Annotated in this window: 25 protein-coding genes; 10 read left to right on the top strand and 15 right to left on the bottom strand. The window is 69.8% G+C overall.

Annotated elements, in window-relative coordinates:
- Positions 1-544: 544 nt before the first annotated feature.
- Positions 545-1,186 carry a DNA-3-methyladenine glycosylase gene (locus tag AB0G47_RS04440; protein ID WP_360763862.1) on the bottom strand — a complete coding sequence of 214 codons (642 nt, stop codon included), beginning with the start codon at positions 1,184-1,186 and terminating at the stop codon, positions 545-547.
- 160 nt (positions 1,187-1,346) lie between these two features.
- Here AB0G47_RS04440 and AB0G47_RS04435 point away from each other — a divergent pair, with 160 nt between their 5' ends.
- From AB0G47_RS04435 to AB0G47_RS04425, 3 genes are all read left to right on the top strand, one after another.
- Positions 1,347-2,129, top strand: a complete 783-nt coding sequence (locus tag AB0G47_RS04435) for a sporulation protein (protein ID WP_360763860.1) — start codon at positions 1,347-1,349, stop codon at positions 2,127-2,129.
- A 45-nt stretch (positions 2,130-2,174) separates the two neighbouring features.
- Complete coding sequence (locus tag AB0G47_RS04430; protein ID WP_360763858.1) at positions 2,175-2,714, top strand: YbhB/YbcL family Raf kinase inhibitor-like protein; 540 nt, start codon at positions 2,175-2,177, stop codon at positions 2,712-2,714.
- 166 nt (positions 2,715-2,880) lie between these two features.
- A complete protein-coding gene (locus tag AB0G47_RS04425) occupies positions 2,881-3,387 on the top strand; it encodes an HNH endonuclease (RefSeq protein ID WP_266868577.1) in 507 nt (168 codons plus the stop codon).
- A gap of 96 nt (positions 3,388-3,483) precedes the next feature.
- On the opposite strand, the gene AB0G47_RS04420 is transcribed toward AB0G47_RS04425, so the two are convergent.
- The 3 genes from AB0G47_RS04420 to AB0G47_RS04410 form a co-directional block, all read right to left on the bottom strand.
- Positions 3,484-4,419 (bottom strand): SPFH domain-containing protein, encoded by a 936-nt coding sequence (locus tag AB0G47_RS04420; protein ID WP_360763856.1) that lies wholly within the window; start codon positions 4,417-4,419, stop codon positions 3,484-3,486.
- A gap of 132 nt (positions 4,420-4,551) precedes the next feature.
- Positions 4,552-4,983, bottom strand: coding sequence for an NfeD family protein (locus AB0G47_RS04415; RefSeq protein ID WP_266868574.1), 432 nt, complete (start codon positions 4,981-4,983; stop codon positions 4,552-4,554).
- Positions 4,984-5,057: 74 nt separating this feature from the next.
- Positions 5,058-5,855 (bottom strand): ABC transporter ATP-binding protein, encoded by a 798-nt coding sequence (locus AB0G47_RS04410; RefSeq protein WP_360763853.1) that lies wholly within the window; start codon positions 5,853-5,855, stop codon positions 5,058-5,060.
- 122 nt (positions 5,856-5,977) lie between these two features.
- On the opposite strand from AB0G47_RS04410, the gene AB0G47_RS04405 reads away from it, so the two are divergent.
- Positions 5,978-6,757, top strand: coding sequence for a hypothetical protein (locus AB0G47_RS04405; protein ID WP_360763851.1), 780 nt, complete (start codon positions 5,978-5,980; stop codon positions 6,755-6,757).
- A 197-nt stretch (positions 6,758-6,954) separates the two neighbouring features.
- On the opposite strand, the gene AB0G47_RS04400 is transcribed toward AB0G47_RS04405, so the two are convergent.
- From AB0G47_RS04400 to AB0G47_RS04390, 3 genes are all read right to left on the bottom strand, one after another.
- On the bottom strand, positions 6,955-7,200 hold the full coding sequence (locus AB0G47_RS04400; RefSeq protein WP_360763849.1) for a chaplin: 246 nt from the start codon (positions 7,198-7,200) through the stop codon (positions 6,955-6,957).
- Positions 7,201-7,370: 170 nt separating this feature from the next.
- Positions 7,371-8,030: a response regulator transcription factor gene (locus tag AB0G47_RS04395; protein ID WP_360763847.1), complete on the bottom strand. Its 660-nt coding sequence runs from the start codon at positions 8,028-8,030 to the stop codon at positions 7,371-7,373.
- A complete protein-coding gene (locus AB0G47_RS04390; protein WP_360763845.1) occupies positions 8,023-9,168 on the bottom strand; it encodes a GAF domain-containing sensor histidine kinase in 1,146 nt (381 codons plus the stop codon). Before AB0G47_RS04390 ends, AB0G47_RS04395 begins: the two co-directional genes overlap by 8 nt.
- Positions 9,169-9,361: 193 nt before the next feature.
- On the opposite strand from AB0G47_RS04390, the gene AB0G47_RS04385 reads away from it, so the two are divergent.
- From AB0G47_RS04385 to AB0G47_RS04375, 3 genes are all read left to right on the top strand, one after another.
- Positions 9,362-10,066 (top strand): SDR family NAD(P)-dependent oxidoreductase, encoded by a 705-nt coding sequence (locus AB0G47_RS04385; RefSeq protein WP_360763844.1) that lies wholly within the window; start codon positions 9,362-9,364, stop codon positions 10,064-10,066.
- Positions 10,063-11,145, top strand: a complete 1,083-nt coding sequence (locus AB0G47_RS04380; protein ID WP_360763842.1) for an S-adenosylmethionine:tRNA ribosyltransferase-isomerase — start codon at positions 10,063-10,065, stop codon at positions 11,143-11,145. The genes AB0G47_RS04385 and AB0G47_RS04380 overlap by 4 nt, the downstream gene beginning before the upstream one ends.
- A 294-nt stretch (positions 11,146-11,439) precedes the next feature.
- On the top strand, positions 11,440-12,144 hold the full coding sequence (locus AB0G47_RS04375; protein ID WP_360763840.1) for a transglycosylase SLT domain-containing protein: 705 nt from the start codon (positions 11,440-11,442) through the stop codon (positions 12,142-12,144).
- 115 nt (positions 12,145-12,259) lie between these two features.
- On the opposite strand, the gene AB0G47_RS04370 is transcribed toward AB0G47_RS04375, so the two are convergent.
- On the bottom strand, positions 12,260-14,812 hold the full coding sequence (locus AB0G47_RS04370; RefSeq protein ID WP_360763838.1) for an FHA domain-containing protein: 2,553 nt from the start codon (positions 14,810-14,812) through the stop codon (positions 12,260-12,262).
- Positions 14,813-15,087: 275 nt separating this feature from the next.
- Here AB0G47_RS04370 and AB0G47_RS04365 point away from each other — a divergent pair, with 275 nt between their 5' ends.
- Entirely contained in the window at positions 15,088-16,770 is a 1,683-nt protein-coding gene (locus AB0G47_RS04365) for a streptophobe family protein (RefSeq protein ID WP_360763837.1), read from the top strand.
- A 397-nt stretch (positions 16,771-17,167) separates the two neighbouring features.
- Entirely contained in the window at positions 17,168-18,388 is a 1,221-nt protein-coding gene (gene serB, locus AB0G47_RS04360) for a phosphoserine phosphatase SerB (RefSeq protein ID WP_360763835.1), read from the top strand.
- Between the two features lie 78 nt (positions 18,389-18,466).
- Here the strand turns inward: serB and AB0G47_RS04355 are convergent, their stop codons facing one another.
- The 4 genes from AB0G47_RS04355 to AB0G47_RS04340 form a co-directional block, all read right to left on the bottom strand.
- On the bottom strand, positions 18,467-18,985 hold the full coding sequence (locus AB0G47_RS04355; RefSeq protein WP_360763834.1) for a histidine phosphatase family protein: 519 nt from the start codon (positions 18,983-18,985) through the stop codon (positions 18,467-18,469).
- Between the two features lie 88 nt (positions 18,986-19,073).
- On the bottom strand, positions 19,074-19,298 hold the full coding sequence (locus tag AB0G47_RS04350) for a hypothetical protein (RefSeq protein ID WP_360763978.1): 225 nt from the start codon (positions 19,296-19,298) through the stop codon (positions 19,074-19,076).
- A gap of 168 nt (positions 19,299-19,466) precedes the next feature.
- A complete protein-coding gene (locus AB0G47_RS04345; protein ID WP_360763832.1) occupies positions 19,467-19,583 on the bottom strand; it encodes an SGM_5486 family transporter-associated protein in 117 nt (38 codons plus the stop codon).
- Positions 19,584-19,634: 51 nt separating this feature from the next.
- Positions 19,635-21,002: an MFS transporter gene (locus AB0G47_RS04340; RefSeq protein ID WP_360763830.1), complete on the bottom strand. Its 1,368-nt coding sequence runs from the start codon at positions 21,000-21,002 to the stop codon at positions 19,635-19,637.
- 133 nt (positions 21,003-21,135) lie between these two features.
- On the opposite strand from AB0G47_RS04340, the gene AB0G47_RS04335 reads away from it, so the two are divergent.
- Positions 21,136-21,831 carry a FadR/GntR family transcriptional regulator gene (locus tag AB0G47_RS04335; protein ID WP_266868545.1) on the top strand — a complete coding sequence of 232 codons (696 nt, stop codon included), beginning with the start codon at positions 21,136-21,138 and terminating at the stop codon, positions 21,829-21,831.
- Between the two features lie 15 nt (positions 21,832-21,846).
- Here AB0G47_RS04335 and AB0G47_RS04330 read toward each other — a convergent pair whose 3' ends face one another.
- The 3 genes from AB0G47_RS04330 to fabG form a co-directional block, all read right to left on the bottom strand.
- Positions 21,847-22,182, bottom strand: a complete 336-nt coding sequence (locus tag AB0G47_RS04330) for a hypothetical protein (protein ID WP_360763828.1) — start codon at positions 22,180-22,182, stop codon at positions 21,847-21,849.
- Positions 22,183-22,326: 144 nt separating this feature from the next.
- Entirely contained in the window at positions 22,327-23,094 is a 768-nt protein-coding gene (gene fabI, locus AB0G47_RS04325) for an enoyl-ACP reductase FabI (protein WP_266868541.1), read from the bottom strand.
- Between the two features lie 5 nt (positions 23,095-23,099).
- A complete protein-coding gene (fabG, locus tag AB0G47_RS04320) occupies positions 23,100-23,819 on the bottom strand; it encodes a 3-oxoacyl-[acyl-carrier-protein] reductase (protein ID WP_360763827.1) in 720 nt (239 codons plus the stop codon).
- Positions 23,820-23,956: the final 137 nt, after the last annotated feature.

Below are 23,956 nucleotides of genomic sequence, written 5' to 3'. Positions count from 1 at the left end.
TGTTTACCCGTAATCGGGTGCGCATCCGCGTTGAGCGGAACAGAGGGGAGGAATAATCCCCTCGTTCACAGCGTCCTCGCTGATGTTGCCACCCCAAGGGGTGGACTTTTCAAAGGAACCGCGTCCGACCATGACGGCCGAGACGGGGTTGTCAATCTGGCGTTGACTTTTGGCACGCTGTTGAGTTCTCAAGGAACGGACGCTTCCTTTGTACTCACCCTCTCGGGCTTTCCTCCGGGCGCTTCCCTTCGGTATTTCGTGTTTCCAACCTTACCAGATCCGTTTTCCGTTCCGTTCCCGGTTCGGATTTCATTTCCGGTGGCCGTTGGAGGGCCTTTGCCTTTCGGCGTGTTCACTACGTTAGCGGATTCCCTCCGCAACTCATAATCGAGTTCCGCGAGTTCGAATTCCGGCATGCAGGCATGCGAAATAGGACCCCGCCGAGGGGAAGTCGTAGGTAGTGGTTGGCCGCTCTCGGCTGCTGGCAGATTGCCGTAACCGGGTCAAGCGGCTCGGGCTACATTACGGAGACCTCAAGGCTGCGTCAAGTTGAACGGCGCCGCGGCGTATGGGCCCGATAAGGGCTCACCGTCGGGTCGTTGGGGGTCCAGAAGCGCCAGGGGTGGACGGCGCCGTCTCCGCCCACTCCTGTGCGCGGGCCGTTCCTGACCTGGTCGGGGTCGACGGGAGTGCCGGTCAGGAGGGTGAGCGGGGCGCCCTGGCCCGCGCAGAGGTCCGTGCCGTTGAGGTCGCGGTCCACGTCCAGGGCCGTGGCCAGGCGGGCAGGGCCTTTGGCCAGTTCCTTGTCGTTACGGGCCGAGAGTCGACGTTTGCGGGCGAGCTCGGCGCCTGTGGTGATCTCACCTGCGCGGAGCAGAACTCCGCTCGCGGTGCCCTCGGGGCCGCACACCACATTGAGGCAGTGCCACATGCCGTAGGTGAAGTAGACGTACGCGTGTCCTGGCGGACCGAACATCACGCTGTTGCGGGCGGTGGGGCCGCGATAGGCGTGCGACCCGGGGTCGATCTCGCCCGCGTACGCCTCCACCTCTGTCAGGCGCAGTTCGATCGGACCGTCCGGTGAGGTGCGCACGAGGACGCGGCCCAGGAGATCCGGGGCGACCTCCAGGACAGGGCGGTCGAAGAAGTCGCGTGGGAGAGGCGTACGGTCAGGGGCCGCGATCATGGCGTCCGAGCTTAGTGGAGACGTTCTGTACGGGTGGATGGTCATCGCTCGTGCCGATTGCCAGGGTGAGGGCGCGGAACCGGACGTGCGTTCATCGCGTTTGTATGGATCAAGGATCAAGTCGAGTTCGAGCCACAGGCGGGGCCTGGGGAGGAGAGTCATGGGGTTCAAGAAGCTGCTTGCGAGCCTGGGTGCCGGCGGTGCCTCGGTGGAGACGGTGCTGACCGAGGTCAATGTCGTACCCGGTGGTGTCGTCCAGGGTGAGGTGCGGATCCAGGGCGGGTCCGTGGACCAGGAGATCGAGGGTCTGTCCGTCGGTCTGCAGGCCCGCGTCGAGGTCGAGGGCCAGGACCAGGAGACGAAGCAGGACATCGAGTTCACCAAGCTGAAGCTCGGCGGTGCCTTCACGCTGCAGGCCGGCCAGGTGCACGCGGTGCCGTTCGGGCTCGAGATCCCCTGGGAGACGCCGGTCACCTCCATCGACGGGCAGCAGCTGCGCGGCATGAACATCGGTGTGACCACCGAGCTGGAGATCGCGCGCGCCGTCGACTCGGGTGACCTCGACCCGATCAACGTGCACCCCCTGCCGGCGCAGCAGGCGATCCTGGACGCCTTCATTCAGCTGGGCTTCCGCTTCAAGAGCGCCGACATGGAGCGCGGTCACATCCGCGGGACGCGCCAGAAGCTGCCGTTCTACCAGGAGATCGAGTTCCTGCCGCCGCAGCAGTACCGCGGCCTGAACCAGGTCGAGTTGAGCTTCGTGGCGGACGACCACGAGATGGACGTCATCCTGGAGATGGACAAGAAGCCGGGGCTCTTCAGTGAGGGCAGCGACTCGTTCCGTTCGTTCAAGGTGGGTCTGAACGACTTCCAGGGCACCGACTGGGCGGCGTACCTGAACGAGTGGCTGTCGCAGGTCGGCAGCAAGCGCAACTGGTTCTAGGCTCGGAGCGGATCGAGGACCAGCCATCAACCAGGAGGTGCCGACGTGAGCGAGCTGACGAGGCCGCCGCTTCCCCATGACTTCCATCCGCCCGTCCCGTCGTTCACGGTCATGAGCGAGGACTTCGAGCCGGGTGCGGTCCTCAAGGACGCTCAGGTATACGCGGCCGGGAACACCTCGCCGCAGCTGCGGTGGGAGGGGTTCCCGCCCCAGACCAAGAGCTTCGCCGTGACGTGCTTCGACCCGGACGCCCCCACGGGCAGCGGGTTCTGGCACTGGACCGTCTTCGACATCCCGGTCTCGGTCACCGAGCTGCCGGGTGGTGCGGGCAGCGGCAAGTTCGAGGGGCTGCCCGAGGGCGCGGTGCAGGTGCGCAACGACTACGGGACGAAGGACTTCGGGGGTGCGGCGCCGCCGCCCGGGGATCCGGCCCACCGGTACGTGTTCACCGTGTACGCCGTCGATCAGGAGAAGCTGGGTCCGAATTCGGACGCTTCACCCGCCGTTGTCGGCTTCAACCTCCGGTTCCACACGCTCGCGCGTGCGCAGGTGCTCGCTCAGTACACCGCTCCCGCGGAGAGCTGAGCAGTCGTACAGAACTGAGCGTTCATCGATTGTTTGCCCGTCTCTGGTCATGGAAGTGATCAGAGACGGGCATTTTTTATTGCGTTGTCCATCTCGGCGTGCCCGGCCAGAGTTGATCCCAGCCCGCCAGGCGGTGGGCCGGTGCATACGGGAGGTGGGCAGGTTGATGCGGGACACGCTGGTGCTGAACGCGAGCTTCGAGCCGCTCTCGACGGTGACGCTCAACCGAGCCGTCGTTCTGGTGCTCCAGGACAAGGCCGTGGTCGAGCACGCCCACCCCGGACTCCGTGTGCGCGCGGCGGCGGTCGACATACCCGTGCCTCGGGTGATCAGACTCTGCAGGTATGTACGGGTGCCCTTCCGAAGACAGGCTCCGTGGTCCAGGCGGGGTGTGCTGGTCCGGGACCAGCACCGGTGCGCCTACTGCGGCAGGCGCGCGACGACGGTCGACCACGTGGTGCCCAAGGCGCAGGGCGGTGCGGACTCGTGGCTGAACACGGTGGCTTCCTGTGCGATGGACAATCACCGCAAAGCGGACCGTACGCCGGAGGAGGCGGGTATGCCGTTGCTGCGGCAGCCGTTCGAGCCGACGCCTGCGGACGCGATGCTCTTGTCGCTTGGGCGGGATGAGTTGGCCTCGCTGCCCGGCTGGCTGGCGCAGCCTGCGGCCTAGCCCGCACCCGACAGAGCCCGTAGTCAGACGTTTCGTGTCTGGCTGCGGGCTCTCTTGGGCTTGTCGCGCAGTTCCCCGCGCCCCTTACGGGGCGCTTCAGTCGATCGGGGGCTGCTCGCGGCGCTCTGCCGGTGACGGGGTGCCCGAACCGCCGCCCAGGGGGCCGAAGTTGCCGAGTGCGCCGCCGAGGCCCTTGAGGGCGTCGCCGATCTCGCTGGGCACGATCCAGAGCTTGTTCGCGTCGCCCTCGGCGATCTTCGGGAGCATCTGGAGGTACTGGTAGGAGAGCAGCTTCTGGTCCGGGTCGCCCGCGTGGATCGACTCGAAGACCGTACGGATGGCTTGTGCTTCACCCTCTGCGCGCAGGGCCGCGGCCTTGGCCTCACCTTCGGCGCGCAGGATCGCGGACTGCTTCTCACCTTCGGCGCGCAGGATCTCCGACTGCCGGACACCTTCGGCCTGGAGGATCGCGGCGCGCTTGTCGCGGTCGGCGCGCATCTGCTTCTCCATCGAGTCCTGGATGGAGGTCGGCGGCTCGATCGCCTTGAGCTCGACGCGGTTGACGCGGATGCCCCACTTGCCGGTCGCCTCGTCGAGGACGCCGCGCAGTGCCGCGTTGATCTCCTCGCGGGAGGTCAGGGTCCGCTCCAGGTCCATGCCACCGATGATGTTGCGGAGCGTGGTGACGGTGAGCTGCTCGATCGCCTGGATGTAGCTGGCGACTTCGTACGTCGCGGCCCGCGCGTCGGTCACCTGGTAATAGATGACCGTGTCGATGTTGACCACCAGGTTGTCCTGGGTGATCACCGGCTGGGGCGGGAAGGGGACGACCTGTTCACGGAGGTCGATGCGGTTGCGGATCGAGTCGATGAACGGGACGACGATGTTCAGGCCCGCGTTCAGCGTGCGGGTGTAGCGGCCGAAGCGCTCTACGATCGCGGCGCTGGCCTGCGGGATGACCTGGATCGTCTTGATCAGGGCGATGAAGACCAGCACCACCAGAATGATCAGGACGATGATGATTGGTTCCATCGTTGTTCCCCGTACCCCTCTTGCCTCGGCGTTTCCGGAAGATCTCTGCGGACTCTGCTGAGCTGTCTCTGCTGAGCTGTTGAAGATCTTGCTGGTCGAGTCTGTCAGACCGCTGCGCGCGCCGTGGGGCATTCACATGACGATGGCCGTCGCTCCGTCGATCTCGACCACATCGACCTCGCGCCCCGCCTCGTAGCTCTGGTCCTTGTCCAGTGCGCGCGCCGACCAGGTCTCGCCCGCGAGCTTGATCCGTCCGCCGGACCCGTCGACCCGTTCCAGGACGACGGCCGTCTTGCCCTTCAACGCCTCGACGCCCGTGGCCAGTTCGGGGCGCTGGGCGCGGTGCCGGGCCGCTATGGGGCGTACGACCGCGATGAGCGCGACGGAGACGGCGGCGAAGACGACGACTTGGAGGACGGTGCCGCCGCCAAGTCCGGCGGTCACGGCGCCGGCGACCGCGCCCACGGAGAGCATGCCGAACTCCGGCATGGCCGTCATTACGAGCGGGATTCCGAGTGCGACCGCGCCGATCAGCCACCACACCCATGCGTCGATGTTCTCCACATGGTCATGGTAGGACCGCGGGCCCGTCCCGGACAGGGCCCCGCGATCTACCGCCCGGGGCGGGTTGGAGTGCGTCAGCCGAGCGGCAGGCCCTGGGCGCTCCAGCGCTCGCCGCGCTCCTCGACCACCAGGGGCAGGCCGAAGCAGAGGGAGAGGTTGCGGGACGTGAGTTCGAGCTCCAGCGGGCCCGCGGCCATGACCTTGCCCTGGCGGATCATCAGGACGTGGGTGAAGCCCGGGGCGATCTCCTCGACATGGTGCGTGACCATGATCATCGAGGGGGCGATCGGGTCGCGGGCGAGACGGCCGAGACGGCGTACGAGGTCCTCACGGCCGCCCAGGTCGAGGCCCGCGGCGGGCTCGTCGAGGAGCAGCAGCTCGGGGTCGGTCATCAGGGCGCGGGCGATCAGCGTGCGCTTGCGCTCTCCCTCGGAGAGGGTGCCGAACGTGCGGTCCAGGTAGTCGGTCATGCCGAGGCGGTCGAGAAAGGCGCGGGCGCGCTGCTCGTCGACGTCCTCGTAGTCCTCGTGCCAGCCGGCGGTCATGCCGTACGCGGCCGTGAGAACCGTCTGGAGCACGGTCTGGCGCTTGGGCAGCTTCTCGGCCATCGCGATGCCGGCGACGCCGATGCGGGGGCGGAGTTCGAAGACGTCCGTGCCGGGCTTGCCGAGGGTCTCGCCGAGGATGGTGGCGGAGCCGGAGCTCGGGTGGAGGTAACTCGACGCGACGTTCAGGAGGGTGGTCTTGCCCGCGCCGTTCGGGCCGAGGATGACCCAGCGCTCCCCCTCCTTGACCGACCAGGAGACCTGGTCCACCAGAGCCCGGCCCTCGCGGACCACGGATACGTCCTCCAGCTCCAGTACATCGCTCATGAGCGCGTTGTCTCCCATTGCAGTCTCGGCTGTCGCTTGCGTCTGTGGACGCAGTCCCCTGGAGAAAACCTACGCCACCGGTCGGGCGGTCCAGCCGTTAGCCCGGTCCTTAGGCTGTACGCATGCTCTCGGAAGAACGCTCAGGACGCTTGGCAGCATGGGGAAATGCCCTTCTTGCCGGACTTGTCTCACCGGATGACGCGGTGCTCGCGGTGGTCGGCGACGACGCCGTGCACCGGGTCGAAGGGCTTCCCGGCGAGTCGGGGCCCGTCGGACTCACGCTCGCCCTCGGACGACTGCGCTCGCTCGGGGTGACCGGGTTCCGGGTCGCGCTGCCCGCGCCCGGGCATCCGCTCGGGCTGAGCGGGCCGCCGGAGTTCAATGCGCGCGCCCTCGAAGCGGAGGAGGCCGTCGTCGCGTTCGGTGCGCCGTACGGGCTCGTTCCCGAGGTGTACGAGGCCGGGCCCGACGGCGACCTTCATGTGGAGGTCGTCTGGCATTGCCTGCCGGTGCGGGAGGCGCCGCCCGCCGATGTGCCCTCGCTGGGTGAGGCGGAGCGTGAGCTGGCGGAGGCGCTGCGGGAGGCGACTGCGGTGCTCTCGCGCCTGGACGTCGCGGGATCGGGTCCGGTCGCCGAGGCCGCGGTGGACGCCTACCGGGCGCGGGCGGAGCGGGGGCGCGAGGCGCTCGCACCCGGGTATCCGCCGCGGGCGGTACGGGTGTTGGAGCTGGCCCAGCGGGTCGGCCTGCTGATTTCGGTGGCGTACGAGAACGGCCATGGCGGGGCGGTGAGCGCCTCGGAGATGGCGGCGCGGGGCGAGGCGTTGCGGCCGGTCGAGCGGACGGCTCGGCGGGCGCAGGTGGCCGCGTACAACGCGTTCGTGGAGGAGCGTGAGCGGTAGCCTGCGGCGGCGCCTGGGCGGTTCCGGGTTGCCCGGGGACGGCCGCTTCGCGGCGAGGGCTTGTTCATTGGGTGCGGGTGCGGGTGCGTTGTGGCTTGGCGCGCGGTTCCCCGCGCCCCTTGCGGGGCGCACAAGCAGACCGGCCCCCCGGAACTGTCCGGGAGGCCGGTGGTCACTGCTGGACCTGGCGCGTTGCGTCAGCGGTTGAGGCCGTCGTTCGCGAAGGCCGGGTTGAGGGCGCCGATGACGGACACGGTGTTGCCCACGGCGTTCACGGGGATGTGCACCGGCGCCTGGACGAGGTTGCCCGAGCCGATGCCCGGGGACCCGACGGCGTTGCCGTCGGCGTGCGCGCCGCCCGTGGCGGAGGCGAGACCGGCGCCGGCGGCGACGAGGCCACCCGCCACCATCGTGACAGCCGCGGCCTTCTTCAGGTTCTTCACTTCTGGACCCTCCTAGCGATCGCTGCGGCCAGCCGCCGCAGCACGCACTGGAGAACGGCGGGGCGGACCGTAGGTTGCGCCATTCGGGGGACATACACACGACGGTATGAATCTCAGCCCGGAACGCGACGGTCCGCGCTGACCGTTGACGGTGTGCGCCGGAGCGTGGATCAGCCGGCCACGCCATGCCGTACGGCCCACAGCGCGGCCTGGGTGCGGTCGGCGAGGTCCAGCTTCATCAGGATGTTCGAGACGTGTGTCTTGACGGTCTTCTCGGAGAGGACGAGGGCGCGGGCGATCTCGCGGTTCGAGCGGCCGTCGGCAATGAGGCCGAGGACCTCGCGCTCCCGCTCGGTGAGGGAACTGCCTCTCCCCTGCCCGGTGTTGGCCTCCTCCTGGGAGAGCAGCGCCCCCGCCACCTCGGGCTGCAGGAGCACATGCCCGGCGTGCACCGAGCGGATGGCGCCGGCGAGGGCGTCCGGGTCGACGTCCTTGTAGACGTACCCCGCGGCGCCCGCGCGCAGGGCCGGGACGACGGTGCGCTGCTCGGTGAAGCTGGTGACGATGAGCACGCGCGCGGGGTTGGCCAGTTCGCGGAGCTTGCGCAGCGCCTCGACGCCGTCCATGCCGGGCATCTTGACGTCCATGAGGACGACGTCCGGCTTCAACTCCTCGGCCTGCGCGACACCTTCGGCGCCGTCCGACGCCTCTCCCACGACCTCTATGTCGTCCTGCACCTCCAGGAACGTACGCAGACCGCGGCGGACGACCTGGTGGTCGTCGACCAGCAGCACCCGGATCCCTGCTTTCCGTGACGCGGCGTCAGCCACCGGGAACCTCCATCTCGATCGTCGTGCCCTTTCCGGGCTCCGATTCCACGGTCAGCCGTCCGCCGACCCCGCCGGCCCGGTCCCGCATGGAGACCAGGCCCAAGTGCCGCCCCGCGCGCCGGACTCCGCGCGGGTCGAAGCCGCTGCCGTCGTCGCTGACGCGCAGCACCGCGCCCGCGCCGCGCCGGACGAGGGTCACGTCGACGCGGGCCGCCCCCGAGTGGCGCAGGGCGTTGTGCAGGGCCTCCTGGGCGACCCGCAGCATCGCCTCCTCCTGGGCGGCGGGCAGCGCCCGGACTCCGCAGCTGTCGAAGGTGACTTCGGCGGAGTGCGCGCGGTCCAGGACCTGGGTGTGTGTCCGCAGGGTGGCCACCAGGCCGTCCTCGTCCAGGGCGGCGGGGCGCAACTCCACGACGGCGGCGCGCAGTTCGTCCGCCGCCTCGGCCGCGAGCACGGCCACCTGCTGGAGTTCACCCTTGGCCCGTGAGGGGTCGCGGTCCACGAGGGCGGCCGCCGCCTGGGCCGTCAGGCGCAGCGAGAACAGCTTCTGGCTCACGGCGTCGTGCAGTTCATGGGCCAGGCGCGAGCGCTCCTCGGCGATGGTCAGCTCGCGGCTTCGTTCGTAGAGCCGGGCGTTGTTGAGGGCGATCGCGGCGTGCTGGGCCAGGAGCGAAAGGAGCTCCTCGTCGTCGGCGGTGAAGCCGCAGCCGCCCGTCGGCTTGGGGCACTGCTTGTTCGCGAGGAAGAGCGCGCCCAGCGTCTCGTCTCCGTACCGGATCGGCAGGCCCAGGAAGTCGGACATCTCCGGGTGGGCGGACGGCCAGCCCTCGAAGCGGGGGTCCTCGCGCACGTCGCCGAGGCGCTCGGGCTCGGCCTTGTGCAGCATCGAGGCCAGGATGCCGTGCTGTCGGGGCAGCGGGCCGATGGCCCGCCACTGCTCCTCGCTGACGCCGTCGACGACGAACTGGGCGAAGCCGCCGTGGTCGTCGGGGACACCGAGCGCCGCGTACTCGGCGTCGAGCAGCTCGCGGGCCGAGGCGACGATCGTCTTGAGGACGTCGCGCACCTCGAGCTGCCTGCTCATGGCCAGGAGCGCGGAACTCACCGCGTTCAGGCCGGACCTTGGACCTTGACTCATGGCCTCACCGTACCGGCGGGGTGTGACAGTGCGTATCGGACCTGTGGCGGCCCCCGCCTAGGACCGTGGGCGTAGGGCCAAGGACCCTGCGCCGTTGCGGCCCGCGCACGAGGCGCCCGCGGCGGGTCCGTTCCTACCGTGGGGTCAGCCGCTGGAGAAGCGGCCGCCGCGGCGACCCGAGGGGACGGATGTCATGCCGGTAGCGATCATCACGGGGGCTTCGAAGGGGCTGGGGCGCGCGCTGGGGGCGGCGCTCGCCGAGCGGGGCTGGGATCTGGTCGTCGACGCCAGAACGGGCGCGGCACTCAAGGAGTCCGCACGGGATCTTGAGGCGCACGGCACGCGCGTGGAGGACGTCGCCGGGGATGTCACCGATGCCGCGCACCGGGCCGCCCTGGTGGCGGCGGCGCGCGGTCTCGGTGGTCTGGATCTGCTGGTGAACAACGCGAGCGCGCTGGGCGCCGAGCCGCTCTTGCGCCTGGAGGAGCTCGCCGTCGACGGGCTGCGGCAGGCGTTCGAGACCAATGTGGTGGCGGCACTGGGGCTGATCGGGGAGTCGCTGCCGCTGCTGCGGGCGTCCGGCGGTGCGGTCCTGAACGTCAGCTCCGACGCGGCTGCGGAGGCGTACGAGACCTGGGGCGGTTACGGGGCCTCCAAGGCCGCCCTCGACCAGCTCTCGGCGGTCCTCGCCGTGGAGGAACCGGGGATCCGGGTGTGGGCCGTGGACCCCGGTGACCTGCGGACGGACCTCTATCGGGCGGCCGTCCCGCTGGACGACGACTCGGGCCGGCCGCTGCCCGCGACGGTGGTGCCCGCCTTCCTGCGGCTGCTCGACGAGCGGCCCGCGAGCGGCCGCTACGCCGCCCCCGCCCTGCTCACCTCGCCGGACGTCCGATGACCCTCGCCGTGAAGGTGCCCGAGGGCCTTGCGGCCAGGGTCCCTGCCGAGCAGCGGGGGCCCGGTCTGGGCAGGGACGCGGTGCGGCTGCTCGTGTCGCGCGGGACCGAGGTGTCGCACCACGCGTTCGCGGATCTGCCCGCGCTGCTGCGGGCCGGGGACCTGCTGATCGTGAACACGTCACGGACGCTGCCAGCGGCGGTCGACGGAACGCTCGGGCACGCGCGCGTAGTGGTGCATTTCTCGACACGGGGCGATGACGGACGGTGGGCCGTCGAATTGCGCGATCCAGACAATTGGGGCACTACGCGCGCACGCGCGGGTGGGCCCGCGTATTCATACGTACAGCTCCCCGGAGACGTACACCTCATATGCGAGGAGCCGCTGGCCGCGGGGAACGGGCGGCTGTGGTGGGCGCGGGTGTCCGGTGACGTGCCCACGCTGCTTCACCGGCACGGGCGCCCCATCCGCTACTCCTATACGGAGCGGGACCAGCCGCTCTCCGCCTATCAGACGGTGTTCGCGCTGCCGTCGGCCGATGGCTCGGGCAGCGCCGAGATGCCGAGCGCGGCCCGGCCCTTCACCGAGCACCTGGTGGCGCGGCTGGTGAGCCGGGGTGTGCAGTTCGCCCCGGTGACCCTGCACACAGGGGTCGCGTCGCCCGAGGCGCACGAGCCGCCGTACCCCGAGCGCTTCGCGGTACCGGAGTCGTCGGCGCGGCTCATCAACGCGGCCAGGGCCGGCGGGGGCCGCGTCATCGCGGTCGGCACGACGGCGGTGCGGGCCGTCGAGTCGGCGACGGGACCCGACGGGGCGGTCAGGGCCACCGAGGGACGCACGGAGCTCGTGGTGACACCGGAGCGCGGCGTACGCGTGGTGGACGGTCTGCTCACCGGGCTGCACGAGCCGGGGGCCTCGCATCTGCTGATGCTGGAGGCGGTCGCAGGCCGGGCCGCCGTGGAGCGGGGATACACCGAGGCGGTACGCCGTCTCTGCCTCTGGCACGAGTTCGGCGACGTCCATCTCCTCCTCCGGGAGGATGGCCCTCACGCTGAGAGTTGCTCCGGCAACTGTTGGTAAGACTGTTACGCGCCCGATGTGAGGCCGCACATAGGACGCACGTCACGTACGAAGGCCCCTAGTGGATAAGAGGGACCTTTACGGACACGGGGTGCATGGTCGCCAGGGCTGTCGGCGCACCCCCTGATCCACTACCCGGCATCGTACGTCACTGCTTTGCCACAGAATTTTGCAGCCGCTAAGAATTGCTCCCGTCGCTCGGCGCCGCGGTCTCGCACCGCGGCGTTTGTGCCGGAGAAGCAATGTCCCCACCGGACCAGAGCGACCTCCGCGATTTGAAGAGGTCCATCTGTCATGCCCAAGCACTACACCCCTGGTCATAGTCGCCCCGCGCTGACCAAGACCCAGAAGTTCTCGATCGCCGGTGTCGCCACGCTCGGCGCCGCCGCCCTCGCCTTCTCCCTCGTGCCGGGCAGCGCCGAAGCCGGAACCCAGAACGTGACGGCCGCCCCGGTGGCCTTCAAGCAGAACGTCGACGCCCAGCAGGCCGTCGAGGCCGGCGTCATCAAGCAGCACACCGCCGCCGACAAGGTCGCCGTCACGGCGAAGCAGAAGGCCGACGCCGCCGCCGCCGCGAAGAAGAAGGCGGCCGAAGAGGCCGCGGCCAAGAAGAAGGCCGAGGACGCGCGCAAGGCCAAGGAAGCCGCGAGCCGTGCCGCCGCGCGCAAGCCGGTCTACGCCAACAACCTCGACGGCTGGATCCGCCAGTCCCTGGACATCATGAAGTCCAAGGGCATACCCGGTTCCTACGAGGGCCTGCACCGCAACATCATGCGTGAGTCCACGGGCAACCCGAACGCCGTGAACGGCTGGGACATCAACGCGATCAACGGCACCCCGTCGATCGGCCTGCTCCAGGTCATCAAGCCGACGTTCGACGCGTACCACGTCGAGGGCACGTCCACGAACATCTACGACCCGGTCGCCAACATCACGGCCGCGGCCAACTACGCGGCCGACAAGTACGGCTCGATGGACAACGTGAACGGCGCCTACTGAGCCTTGATCGCCTGATCAACGGACCTCTTCAGCCGCTAAGGCGAGGCCCACGGACGCCGAAGGGCGGCACCCCCAGGGGGTGCCGCCCTTCTCCGTATGCCCGGGAGTCACGCGCTTACTTGCGCATGACCTCCGGCTCGTGGCGGCGCAGCAGTCGCGCGACCGCGAAGCCGCAGGCGATGCCGATCAGGAGCAGGATCGTGATGTTCAGACCCCACTGCCCGGCCGAGTGCTCCCACAGCGGGTCGAGATCCGTGGGGTTCTTCGGGTCCCACGGCGGCATCAGGTGCGCGAGGTCCAGCGTGGAGCCCGCACCGGCGATGGCCCAGCGCGAGGGCATCAGCCAGGCGAACTGCTCAAGGCCCGGCGAGCCGTAGACCTGGAAGAGCACGCCGGTGAAGACGACCTGGACGATCGCGAACATCACCAGGAGCGGCATGGTCTTCTCTGCGGTCTTCACCAGCGAGGAGATGACCAGACCGAACATCATCGAGGTGAAGCCCAAGGCGATGATGACCAGGCAGATCTCGACGGCCGGGGGCATGATCAGGCCCTCTTCCGGCATGTCGCGCGTCGCGAAGCCGATGCCGCAGATGATGACGCCCTGGAAGGCCGTGATCACGCCGAGCACGATGACCTTGGACATCAGGTACGCCGAGCGGGACAGGCCGGTGGCCCGTTCCCGTTCGTAGATGACCCGTTCCTTGATCAGCTCACGTACGGAGTTGGCCGCGCCCGAGAAGCACATGCCGACCGCGAGGATCAGCATGATCGTTCCCGCGTCGCCGTTGAACTTCGACGGCGGCTTGGGCGGGCCGAGCCCGAAGTCGGCCGGAATGACGACACTGACGATGCCGAGGACCGCGGGCAGGATCACCATCAGGCCAAGGAAGCCCTTGTCGGAGGCGATCACCGAGGAGTAGCGGCGGATCAGCGTCCACAGCTGCGAACCCCAGCCCTGCGGCTTGGGCGGCCGGACGGCCTGCGGCGGCGGCATCTGTACGGACTGTGCGGCGACGGCGTCGATGTCCGCGGCGTACATCTGGTAGTGCTGCGAGCCCTTCCAGCGGCCCGCCCAGTCGTAGTCGCGGTAGTTCTCGAACGCCGAGAAGACGTCGGCCCAGGTGGTGTAGCCGAAGAAGTTGAGCGCTTCCTCCGGCGGACCGAAGTAGGCGACCGAACCGCCCGGCGCCATCACCAGGAGCTTGTCGCAGATCGCCAGCTCGGCGACCGAGTGCGTGACGACGAGGACCGTACGGCCGTCGTCGGCGAGGCCGCGCAGGAGCTGCATGACGTCGCGGTCCATGCCCGGGTCGAGGCCGGAGGTCGGCTCGTCCAGGAAGATCAGCGACGGCTTGGTGAGCAGCTCGAGGGCCACCGAGACGCGCTTGCGCTGGCCACCGGAGAGGGAGGTGACCTTCTTCTCCTTGTGGATGTCCAGCTTCAGCTCGCGCAGGACCTCGTCGATACGGGCCTCGCGCTCGGCCTCCGCGGTGTCACCGGGGAAACGGAGCTTGGCCGCGTACTTGAGGGCCTTCTTGACGGTCAGCTCCTTGTGCAGGATGTCGTCCTGCGGGACCAGACCGATGCGCTGGCGCAGCTCGGCGAACTGCTTGTAGAGGTTCCGGTTGTCGTAGAGGACGTCGCCCTGGTTGGCGGGCCGGTAGCCGGTGAGCGCCTTGAGCAGGGTGGACTTGCCGGAGCCCGAGGGGCCGATGACCGCGATGAGCGACTTCTCCGGGACGCCGAAGGAGACGTCCTTGAGGATCTGCTTGCCGCCGTCGACCGTCACCGTCAGGTGGCGGGCGGAGAAGGAGACCTCACCGGTGTCGACGAACTCCTCGAGGCGGTCGCCGACGAGGCGGAAGGTCGAGTGACCGACGCTGACGATGTCGTTCGGGCCGATGAGGGCCGAACCCGACTTCGCGACCGGCTGGCCGTTGACGTACGTGCCGTTGTGCGAGCCGAGATCGTGGATCTCGAAGCGGCCGTCCGGAGTGGCCGTGAACTCGGCGTGGTGCCGCGAGACCTGCAGGTCGGAGACGACCAGCTCGTTCTCCAGGGCACGACCGATGCGCATCTTGCGGCCGAGGGAGAGCTGGTGGAACGTCGTCGGGCTGCGGTCGCCGTAGACCGGCGGGGCCCCCGCGACGCCGCCGGAACCGGGGGGCTGCTGCGCGTAGCCACCCTGCTGCGGGGGCACGTGCGGCTGGTGCTGCTGTTGCTGCCAGCCCTGCTGCTGGGGTGCCTGCTGGTGCGGAGCCTGCTGCTGGGCGGCCCAGCCGGGTGCGTCCTGCTGGGGCGCCTGCTGCGGCGCGGCCTGCTGCTGGGCGTGCTGCTGCGGTGCGGAGACGGCGGCAGCGGCGGCGCCCGACGCGCTGCCGGACACGTTGAGCCGCGGACCGTCGGTCGCGTTGCCGAGATGCACGGCCGAGCCCGGACCGATTTCCATCTGGTGGATCCGCTGGCCCTGCACAAAGGTGCCGTTGGTGCTGCCGTGGTCCTCAATGACCCAACTGCGGCCGCTCCAGCTGATCGTGGCATGACGCCAGGACACTCTGGCGTCGTCAAGCGAGAGATCTCCCTGCGGATCACGTCCGAGGGTGTACGACCTGGACGGATCGAGCGTCCAGGTCCTTCCATTCAATTCCAGTACGAGTTCCGGCACTCCAGCCCCACTGAGTTGTCCCCCGAGCTAGCCCCCATCGATGGGGAGTCTAGGGATGTCGAACATCGGGAGGAACTATTTCAGGCGGAGGCCTCTGACCGAAAGTCGGGCCTTGTGAAGACTGCGTACGGGCCTCTGTGGTTGCCCCGTTGACGGGGCAGAAATCCGCCCGGAGAGTAGTAACAGCCCATCAGTGCATACGGATCATGCGCATTGCGCACATCTCGCACGAACGGGGCATCACCGTGTGAGGCTGCGCAAGTCAGGGGGGCCTGATGGAGACCGGCGCCAAAGCAGTCGACGGCCGGGGTGTGCGGTGGGGCGACGTACTGCTCTCCGCGATCGCCTCGGTCAGCTGGGCCCTGATCGGCATGGCCGGCACGGCGGCCTTGGGGCTCCATCTGCTCGGCGCGGACGCCGTCGCGTCGCTCGGGCCGATGACGGCGGCCGTGGTGGCCCTTGGCGCGGGCGGTTCGGTCACGCCGTCCGGCGATGTGTCGGCGTTCGGCCTCGAAGGTGCGGAGGCGACCACCGCGATCGACGTCGCGCCACTGGGCGTCGGGCTCGCGGGCGCGCTTCTCCTCGCGTACTTCTTCCTGCGTTCCTTACGTACGGCGGGAGTCACCATCACGCCCGCCGAACTGGCCGCGCGCGTGGGCTCGGTGGTCGCCCTGTTCCTCGCGATGCTCGCCGGGCTCGCCTGGGCCGGTCACGACATCATCACGATCGACGGCGAGCAGCTGGGCATCGACAAGGGAATCGACAAAGGGATCGATCAACTCCCCGACGACATCACCGACAAACTGCCCGACGGTCTCGGCGACATCGGCGGTCTGCTGCCCGACCGGCTCGGCGATCTCGCCCAGGCGAAGGCGGCCGTCGGCTTCACCGTGGATACGGGGCCGACGCTGCTCGGGGGCGCGGTGTGGGTGATCGGAGTGCTCCTGATCGCGCTGCTGGCCTCGCGGCGCACGCCGCTGCCGCGCGGGTGGGACGTCGTGCACCGGGTGGTGCGGCCTGCCGTGTCCGCGCTTGTCACGGTGGTACTCGTGGCGGTGCTCGCCGGCCTTGCGGCGGCTCTGTACGCGATGGTCGGCGACGCCCATCCGAAGCGGATCGCGGGTGCCGCGCTGCTCGGGGCGCCGAACGGGGTGTGGCTCGGGGTGCCCATCGGGCTCTTCGTGCCGTGGGACGGCGAGGCCACGGGTGAGCTGGCGAAGCTGCTTCCCGACCCGCTGGACGATCTCCTGACGGGGTCGGGGGCCTCGGGGAACGAGGCGGTGACGCTGGGGCGGCTCGCCGAGCTTGACGGGCGAGTGTGGCTGCTCGGGGTTGCGGCGGCGCTGATGATGCTGTTCGCGGGGGTGCTTGCCGCCGTGCGTTCGCCCTTCGTACGTGGCGAGGTGGGCGCTCTGCGGTTCGCCGCAGGATGTGCGGTGCGGCTGGGGGTCGTGACGGCGGTGGCGCTCCCGCTGATGGTGTGGCTGACCGGGGTGTCCGCCGATGCCTCGCTCTCCGTGCTCGGCTTCGACGCGTTCGGGGCGGGGATCGAGCTGCATGGGCAGCTGGGGGTCGCGTTGCTGCTTGGCGTGGCGTGGGGCGCAGGGGCGGGGGCGGTGGGGGCGCTGCTTGCCGTGGCCACGGGGGCTGCGGGTGGGCGGGTTTCGCCGCTGGCCGAAGGGGCTGCTGCCGGGGCGACGTCCGAGGTGTTGGCTGGGGCTGGGGCTGGAGCTTCGGGTCCGTACAGCCCTGGCGCGCCGCACCGGCCGCCGAATCCGGACACCAATCCGTACCTGCGGCCGCCGCGGGATGTGTACAGCGCGCCGACAGTGGTGGGGCCGATAACGCCGCCCCCACCATCCCCGAAGCCGAAGCCACGGTCCCGCCCTTCGGGCAACGGAGACTGGCCGCCGCCTCCGCCTCCTCCGCCGCCGCCGCCGGGTCCGCGGAGGGGGTGACGGCCCCCGGCAGCTTCGGCGTTGTGCCCACCCGTTCCGCCGTGCGGAACGCCTGCCCACAACGGGGACGGGCGAAATCCCCACCCACGACGGGGGCGGGCGGAATGCCCACGCACGACGAGGACGGGCGAAATCCTCACGCACGACGGGGACGGGCGAAATCCCCGCCCACAACGGGGACGGGCGGAACGCCCGCGCACGACGGGGACGGGCGGAACACTCGCCCACCTGGGGCGATGACCCGTCCACCCCGCGCCGCAGGGTAATCGGGTGGGTGGGCGGGAAAGATCCGTCGCGAAGCGGCGGGACAGGAATCCCCGCCCACCCGCAGCCGGAACGTCCGTCACTCGGACCACCCCCGCGGTCGGGCGCGGCCTGCGGATACGGTGGGAACACCATGAGCGCTTCGCAGCCCCAAGAGACCTCCCCCGCCGACACCCCGACGCTCCTCGTCAAGATCTTCGGCAAGGACCGCCCAGGCATCACCGCCGGCCTCTTCGACACCCTCGCCGCCTACTCCGTCGACGTCGTCGACATCGAGCAGGTCGTCACCCGCGGCCGCATAGTGCTGTGCGCGCTCGTGACCGCGCCGCCGCCCCGCCTGGAAGGCGACCTGCGGTCCACCGTGCACAGCTGGGCCGACTCCCTGAAGATGCAGGCCGAGATCATCTCGGGCATCGGCGACAACCGCCCGCGCGGCCTCGGCCGTTCCCACGTGACGGTGCTCGGGCACCCCCTCACGGCGGAGTCGACCGCCGAGATCGCCGCCAGCATCACCGCGACCGGCGGCAACATCGACCGCATCTTCCGGCTCGCCAAGTACCCGGTCACCGCAGTGGAGTTCGCCGTGTCCGGCACGGAGACCGAACCGCTGCGCACCGCCCTCGCCCTGGCGGCGGCGAAGCTCGGCGTGGACGTCGCCGTCGTGGCCGCGGGCCTGCACCGCCGCGCCCAGCGGCTCATCGTGATGGACGTCGACTCGACCCTCATCCAGGACGAGGTCATCGAGCTCTTCGCGGCGCACGCGGGCTGCGAGGACAAGGTCGCCGAGGTGACGGCCGCCGCGATGGCCGGAGAGCTGGACTTCGAGCAGTCGCTGCACGCCCGCGTGGAGCTGCTCGCCGGGCTCGACGCCTCGGTCGTCGACAAGGTCCGCACCGAGGTCCGCCTCACCCCCGGCGCCCGTACCCTCATCCGTACGCTGAAGCGCCTCGGCTACCAAGTGGGCGTCGTATCGGGCGGGTTCACCCAAGTCACGGATGATCTGAAGGAACGTCTCGGCCTCGACTTCGCGCAGGCCAACACCCTGGAGATCGTCGACGGCAAGCTCACCGGCAAGGTGACCGGGGAGATCGTGGACCGCGCGGGCAAGGCCCGGCTCCTGCGCCGCTTCGCCACCGAGGCCGGGGTCCCGCTGGAGCAGACCGTCGCGATCGGCGACGGCGCCAACGATCTCGACATGCTGAACGCGGCCGGTCTCGGCGTCGCCTTCAACGCCAAGCCCGTCGTCCGCGAGGCCGCGCACACCGCGGTGAACGTCCCCTTCCTCGACACCGTGCTCTATCTCCTCGGCGTCACCCGCGAAGAGGTGGAGGCGGCGGACACGCACGCCGACTGACGGCGCCCGCACCTCACGTAGGACGAAGGGCCCCGTACCGCTGCGGTACCGGGCCCTTCTTCGTACGGAGAGTGAGGGTCACTCGGAAGGCGCCCAGTAGTCGACGAGCGTGCCGACCCCCGGCTCCAGGGCCTTCCACGAGCCGGTGTACGTCAGGACGGCGAAGGCCGACGTCGGGAAGCCGCGGCGGTTCATCCGCACCTGTGCGTCGCCCTCGGCATCCCCGGCGAGGATGTCGGCGAGGCCCTGGACGCCGGGGTTGTGGCCGATCAGGACGACGTTCTGCACGTCGTCCGGGGTTTCGTTCAGCACGGCGATCAGCTCGCCCGGAGAGGCCTCGTACAGCCGGTCCTCGTAGACCGTCTTGGGCCTGTGGGGCAGCTCGTGGACGGCGAGCTTCCATGTCTCGCGGGTCCTGACCGCGGTCGAGCAGAGGGCCAGATCGAACGGGATGCCGCTGTCGGCGAGCTTGCGCCCGGCGACGGGGGCATCCTTGCGGCCTCGCTCCGCGAGCGGCCGGTCGTGGTCGGACACCTGCGGCCAATCGGCCTTCGCATGCCGGAAAAGGACAATCCTGCGGGGTTCTGCGACGCTCATGCATCCCAGCTTCGCATGAAACGCGCGGCCGGGCGCAGGGAGTTGACGCGCTCCCCCGGCACGGGTGACGGGGCCTGCCGGGGGCGGGTCACGACGTCGCGCCGAAGAACGTCTCCCGGACGCGCTCGAGCAGATGGGTGACCACCGGGTCGCCGCTCGCCGCGTGCGCGTCGGCCGGGTTCAGTATCAGCAGGAGCAGTGCCGCGAAGGCGATGGCCGGGAGGGCGATGGCCCACCAGGGAAGCTGGATCTCCACGCTCGCTGAGTCCTTGGGGGCTCCCAGTTCGCGCCGGGTGTGCGAGCGGGCCGACATGCCGCCTCCGTGGTCTTCGAGTGCTCCGTGCCGCGTCTTCGCGGCCACATCTCGAAACTACGGACTCGGCAACCCTCAGCACATCCGGTGATCCACCCACTTGACCCTGACACTGACCCCCTAGGGGATGGTGGGGCTAGCCCCACCATCCGCCCCGCCGGGGGCAGTTCACGGCGAGGCGACGGAGGCGACGATCCCGATGATCACGGTGATGGCCAGCATCGCGCCGAGCACGATGAGCAGTTTCTTCTGGCTGTTCTGGGGGTTCGGGTCAAGCACTGGCATACGACGAGTCTCGCACCCTTTGTCCGGCGGGGCCGCACCGCCCCCTCCTGATCAGGCCGCCGCGGCGACCTCGTCCTCGACCGTGCGGTTGCGGCCCGCCAGGATGCCCACCACGATCTGGGGCACCATCAGGGCGGCCATGAGCACGATCGGCAGCTCCCAGCCGCCGCTGTGCTGGTAGAGGACGCCCACCAGGAGCGGGCCCGGGATGGAGATCAGATAGCCCGTGCTCTGGGCGAAGGCGGAGAGCTTGGCGACGCCCACGCTGCTCTTGGCCCGCATCCCGACCATGGTCAGGGCCAGCGGGAAGGAGCAGTTGGACACGCCGAGCAGCAGCGCCCAGACCCATGCGCCGCCCGCCGGTGCGAGGTAGAGACCCGCGTACCCGGCGAGACCGCACGCGCCGAGGACCATCACCACGGGGCCCTGGTTGGGCAGCCGGGTTGCGACCCGGGGGATGACGAAGGCCAGCGGCACGCCCATCGCCATGGTGACGGCGAGCAGCACGCCCGCCTCCCCGGCCGGAACGCCCGCGTCACGGAAGATCTGCGGCATCCAGCCCATCGTGATGTACGCGGCGGTGGCCTGGAGTCCGAAGAAGCAGGCGAGCGCCCAAGCCGTACGGCTCCGGGTGATGCGCAGACCGGCGTCCTCGCGCTGCACGGCGGCCGAGACGTGCTCGGCGGAGGCAGCGGCCGAAGCGGAAGCGAAGGCCGAGGCGCCGGCGCCCGCCCCCCTGTCGCGCACGAGCAGCACCCACGGCACGACGGCGACGGCCGCGAGCACCGCCCACACGGCGAGCCCGGTCCGCCAACTGCCGCCCAGCGCATCGGTCATGGGCACCGTGACGGCGGCCGCCATCGACGTACCGAGTGCGAGCGCCATCGAGTACAGGCCGGTCATCGAGCCGACCTTCTCGGGGAACCAGCGCTTGACGATCACCGGCATCAGGACGTTGCTGACCGCGATGCCCATGAGGGCGAGCGCGGTCGCGGCGAGGAAGCCGGCCGTGCCGCCCAGGAAGGGGCGGATCGCGAGGCCGGACGCGATCGCGACCATGCCCGCGCACACCACCGCACCGGGGCCGAAGCGGCGGGCCAGGCGCGGGGCCATCACGCCGAAGATCGCGAAGCAGAGCGGCGGGACGGAGGTGAGCAGGCCGGCGAGCGTGCCGCTCATGCCGAGCCCGTCGCGCACCTCTTCCAGGAGGGAGCCGAGGCTGGTGATGGCCGGGCGGAGGTTGAGCGCCGCGAGGACGATGCCGACGACGACGAGACGCGTCGCCCACGCGCGCGTGGCGGGCTGTTTCGCCGTCGCGCCGCCCGCCGCCCCGTCCATCGCGTCCTTCGCGTCGGTGCGTATCGGTGCCTGCGTCCGCGTCTGCGCAGACGTCATCGTCCTGGTTTCCTCACTGGCCATGGAGCCATCATAGAATCATGGGATGATTGGCTGTCCAATCCGATTCCGTCACAGCACCCGTAATCTCTGGCTCACACACCGCCCGTAACCTCGGCCCCCGGGCCACTCGCCATCCCGCGTACGAAGGAACGTCATGCCGCTGACCACCCCTCGCCGCTCAGCGCTCTCCGAGCAGGTCATCGCCGAGCTGCGCAATCAGATCTCCTCCGGAGAGTGGCCGGTGGGCTCCCGCATCCCCACCGAGCCCGAACTGGTCGAGCAGCTTGGCGTGGCCCGCAACACCGTCCGGGAGGCCGTCCGCGCCCTCGCGCACAACGGCCTCCTCGACATCCGGCAGGGCTCGGGCACCTACGTGGTCGCGACGAGCGAGCTCGCCGGCGTCATGCAGCGCAGGTTCGCCGACGCGGAGCCCCGGCACATCGCGGAGCTGCGCAGCACCCTGGAGTCGAGCGCGGCGAGGCTGGCCGCGCAGCGGCGCACGGAGCGCGACCTCAAGCAGCTCGACGCCCTCCTTGAGCGCCGCGAGCAGGCCTGGGCATCCGGCGACGCGGAGGCGTTCGTGACGGCCGACGCGACCTTCCACCTGGCCGTCGTGGCCGCGTCCCACAACGACGTGATGATGGCGATGTACGCGGACCTGGGCGAAGTCCTGCGGGACTGGCTGCGCGAGGACGTCGGCAAGGAGCTGACCCCCGAGAGCCACATGGACCACGCCCGGCTCGTCGAGGCGATCCGCGAGCACGACGAGGAGGCCGCAGCGAAGGAGGCCGCCGGCTATCCGTTCATGTGCCGCCCGGAGCGGTTGAACACCCCCCGCGACCCCGCCTGACCCTGCCCCCGGCCCTCACCTCTGGTGGCTGACCCAGACCGACCGGATCTCCTTCCAGCACCGGCCGGTGAGCCGCACTGTCATGGCGGGCCCCGCCTCGACCAGGACGCCGTCGCTGTCGATGTCCCACCACCGGTCGCACTCCACGTGCAGCCGGATCCGGTCGGTCTCGGGGTACGGGTTGTGGCAGTACGCGACGGCGTCCGAACCGTCGACGCTGGTGCGGCACTCCGCGCCGAACGGCCGGGGCTCGACCGCCTGCACGCGCGCGTGGGGGTGCTTCGCCTCTCCGACGGCATGCGACGCGGCGCCGTACGGCAGGGCGATCAGCAGGGTGAGAGCGGCGAGCACCGCAAGAGGTGACGGGCGCACACTTCAGGGTGCGCCGCTGTGCCCGGCCGCCGCCCGGCCGGTGGGCCGAACGGGTGACGCCCCGCTCCCCGCACAAAGCGGGAAACGGGGCGTCGAGAACGTACGAAAGACCTGATCAGAAGGTCAGGCACCCATCATGTGCACGCCGCCGTCGACGTGGATGATCTCGCCCGTGGTCTTCGGGAAGAAGTCCGAGAGCAGCGCGACGATGCCGCGGCCCGCGGGCTCCGGGTCGGCCATGTCCCACGCCAGCGGGGAACGGGTGTTCCACACCTCGGCCAGCTCGCCGAAGCCCGGAATGGACTTCGCGGCCATCGAGCCGATCGGGCCCGCCGAGATGAGGTTGCAGCGGATGTTGTCCTTGCCGAGGTCACGCCCGAGGTAGCGCGAGGTGGCCTCGAGGGCGGCCTTGGCCGGGCCCATCCAGTCGTACTGCGGCCAGGCGAACTGCGCGTCGAAGGTGAGGCCGACGATCGAGGCGCCGTCGTTCATCAGCGGGCGGCAGGCCATGGCCAGCGACTTCAGGGAGAACGCCGAGACGTGCATGGCCGTCGAGACGGACTCGAAGGGCGTGTTCAGGAAGTTGCCGCCGAGCGCGTCCTGCGGTGCGAAGCCGATGGAGTGGACGACTCCGTCCAGGCTGCCGAGCTCCTCGCGGACGACGCCCTCCAGGCGGTCCAGGTGCTCCTGGTTGGTCACGTCGAGCTCGATGACCTTGGCCGGCTTGGGCAGCTTCTTGGCGATGCGCTCGGTGAGCGTGGGGCGCGGGAAGGCGGTGAGGATGACCTCGGCGCCCTGCTCCTGCGCGACCTTGGCCGCGTGGAACGCGATGGAGGACTCCATCAGCACGCCCGTGATCAGGATCTTCTTGCCGTCGAGAATTCCGCTCATGGTGATCAGTGACCCATGCCCAATCCGCCGTCAACGGGGATGACGGCTCCAGTGATGTACGAGGCGTCGTCCGAGGCGAGGAACTTCACCGCGGCGGCTACTTCCTCGGGCTGCGCGTAACGGTTGAGCGGTACCTGCGCCATGATGCTCGCGCGCTGCTCGTCCGTCAGCGCCTTGGTCATGTCGGTGTCGACAAACCCGGGCGCAACGACGTTGAAAGTGAGATTGCGCGACCCGAGCTCACGGGCGAGCGAGCGCGCGAAGCCGACCAGACCGGCCTTCGAGGCGGCGTAGTTCGCCTGCCCGGGGCCGCCCATCAGGCCGACGACCGAGGAGATCAGGACGACACGGCCCTTCTTGGCGCGCAGCATGCCGCGGTTGGCGCGCTTCACGACACGGAAGGTGCCGGTGAGGTTGGTGTCGAGTACGGACGTGAAGTCCTCCTCGGACATGCGCATGAGGAGCTGGTCCTTGGTGATCCCGGCGTTGGCGACCAGGACCTCCACCGGACCGTGCTTCTCCTCGATCTCCTTGTAGGCCTGCTCCACCTGCTCCGCGTCGGTGATGTCGCACTTGACGGCGAGGACACCGAGCTCCGCGAGTGCCTGGGGCGGCTCACCCGAGCGGCAGGTGATCGCGACCTTGTCACCGGCGTCGGCGAAGGCGCGGGCGATGGCGAGGCCGATGCCCCGGTTTCCTCCGGTGACGAGAACCGAGCGGCTCAACGGATCACCCTTTCGATAGCTGTCTGGTACCTCGAAAACCTATCGGTACGGTGCTCATTACGGAGAATCGGCGACCGACAGTGGCGTAGGGGACTCGCTGTCGGGTCCCTACAGAAAACTGTGGCCCACGGGCCCAC

Source organism: Streptomyces sp. NPDC021622, assembly GCF_040640795.1.
Taxonomy (GTDB): domain Bacteria; phylum Actinomycetota; class Actinomycetes; order Streptomycetales; family Streptomycetaceae; genus Streptomyces.
The sequence above is the reverse complement of the archived record's forward strand: the minus strand, read 5'-3'. Positions and strand labels throughout refer to the sequence as shown.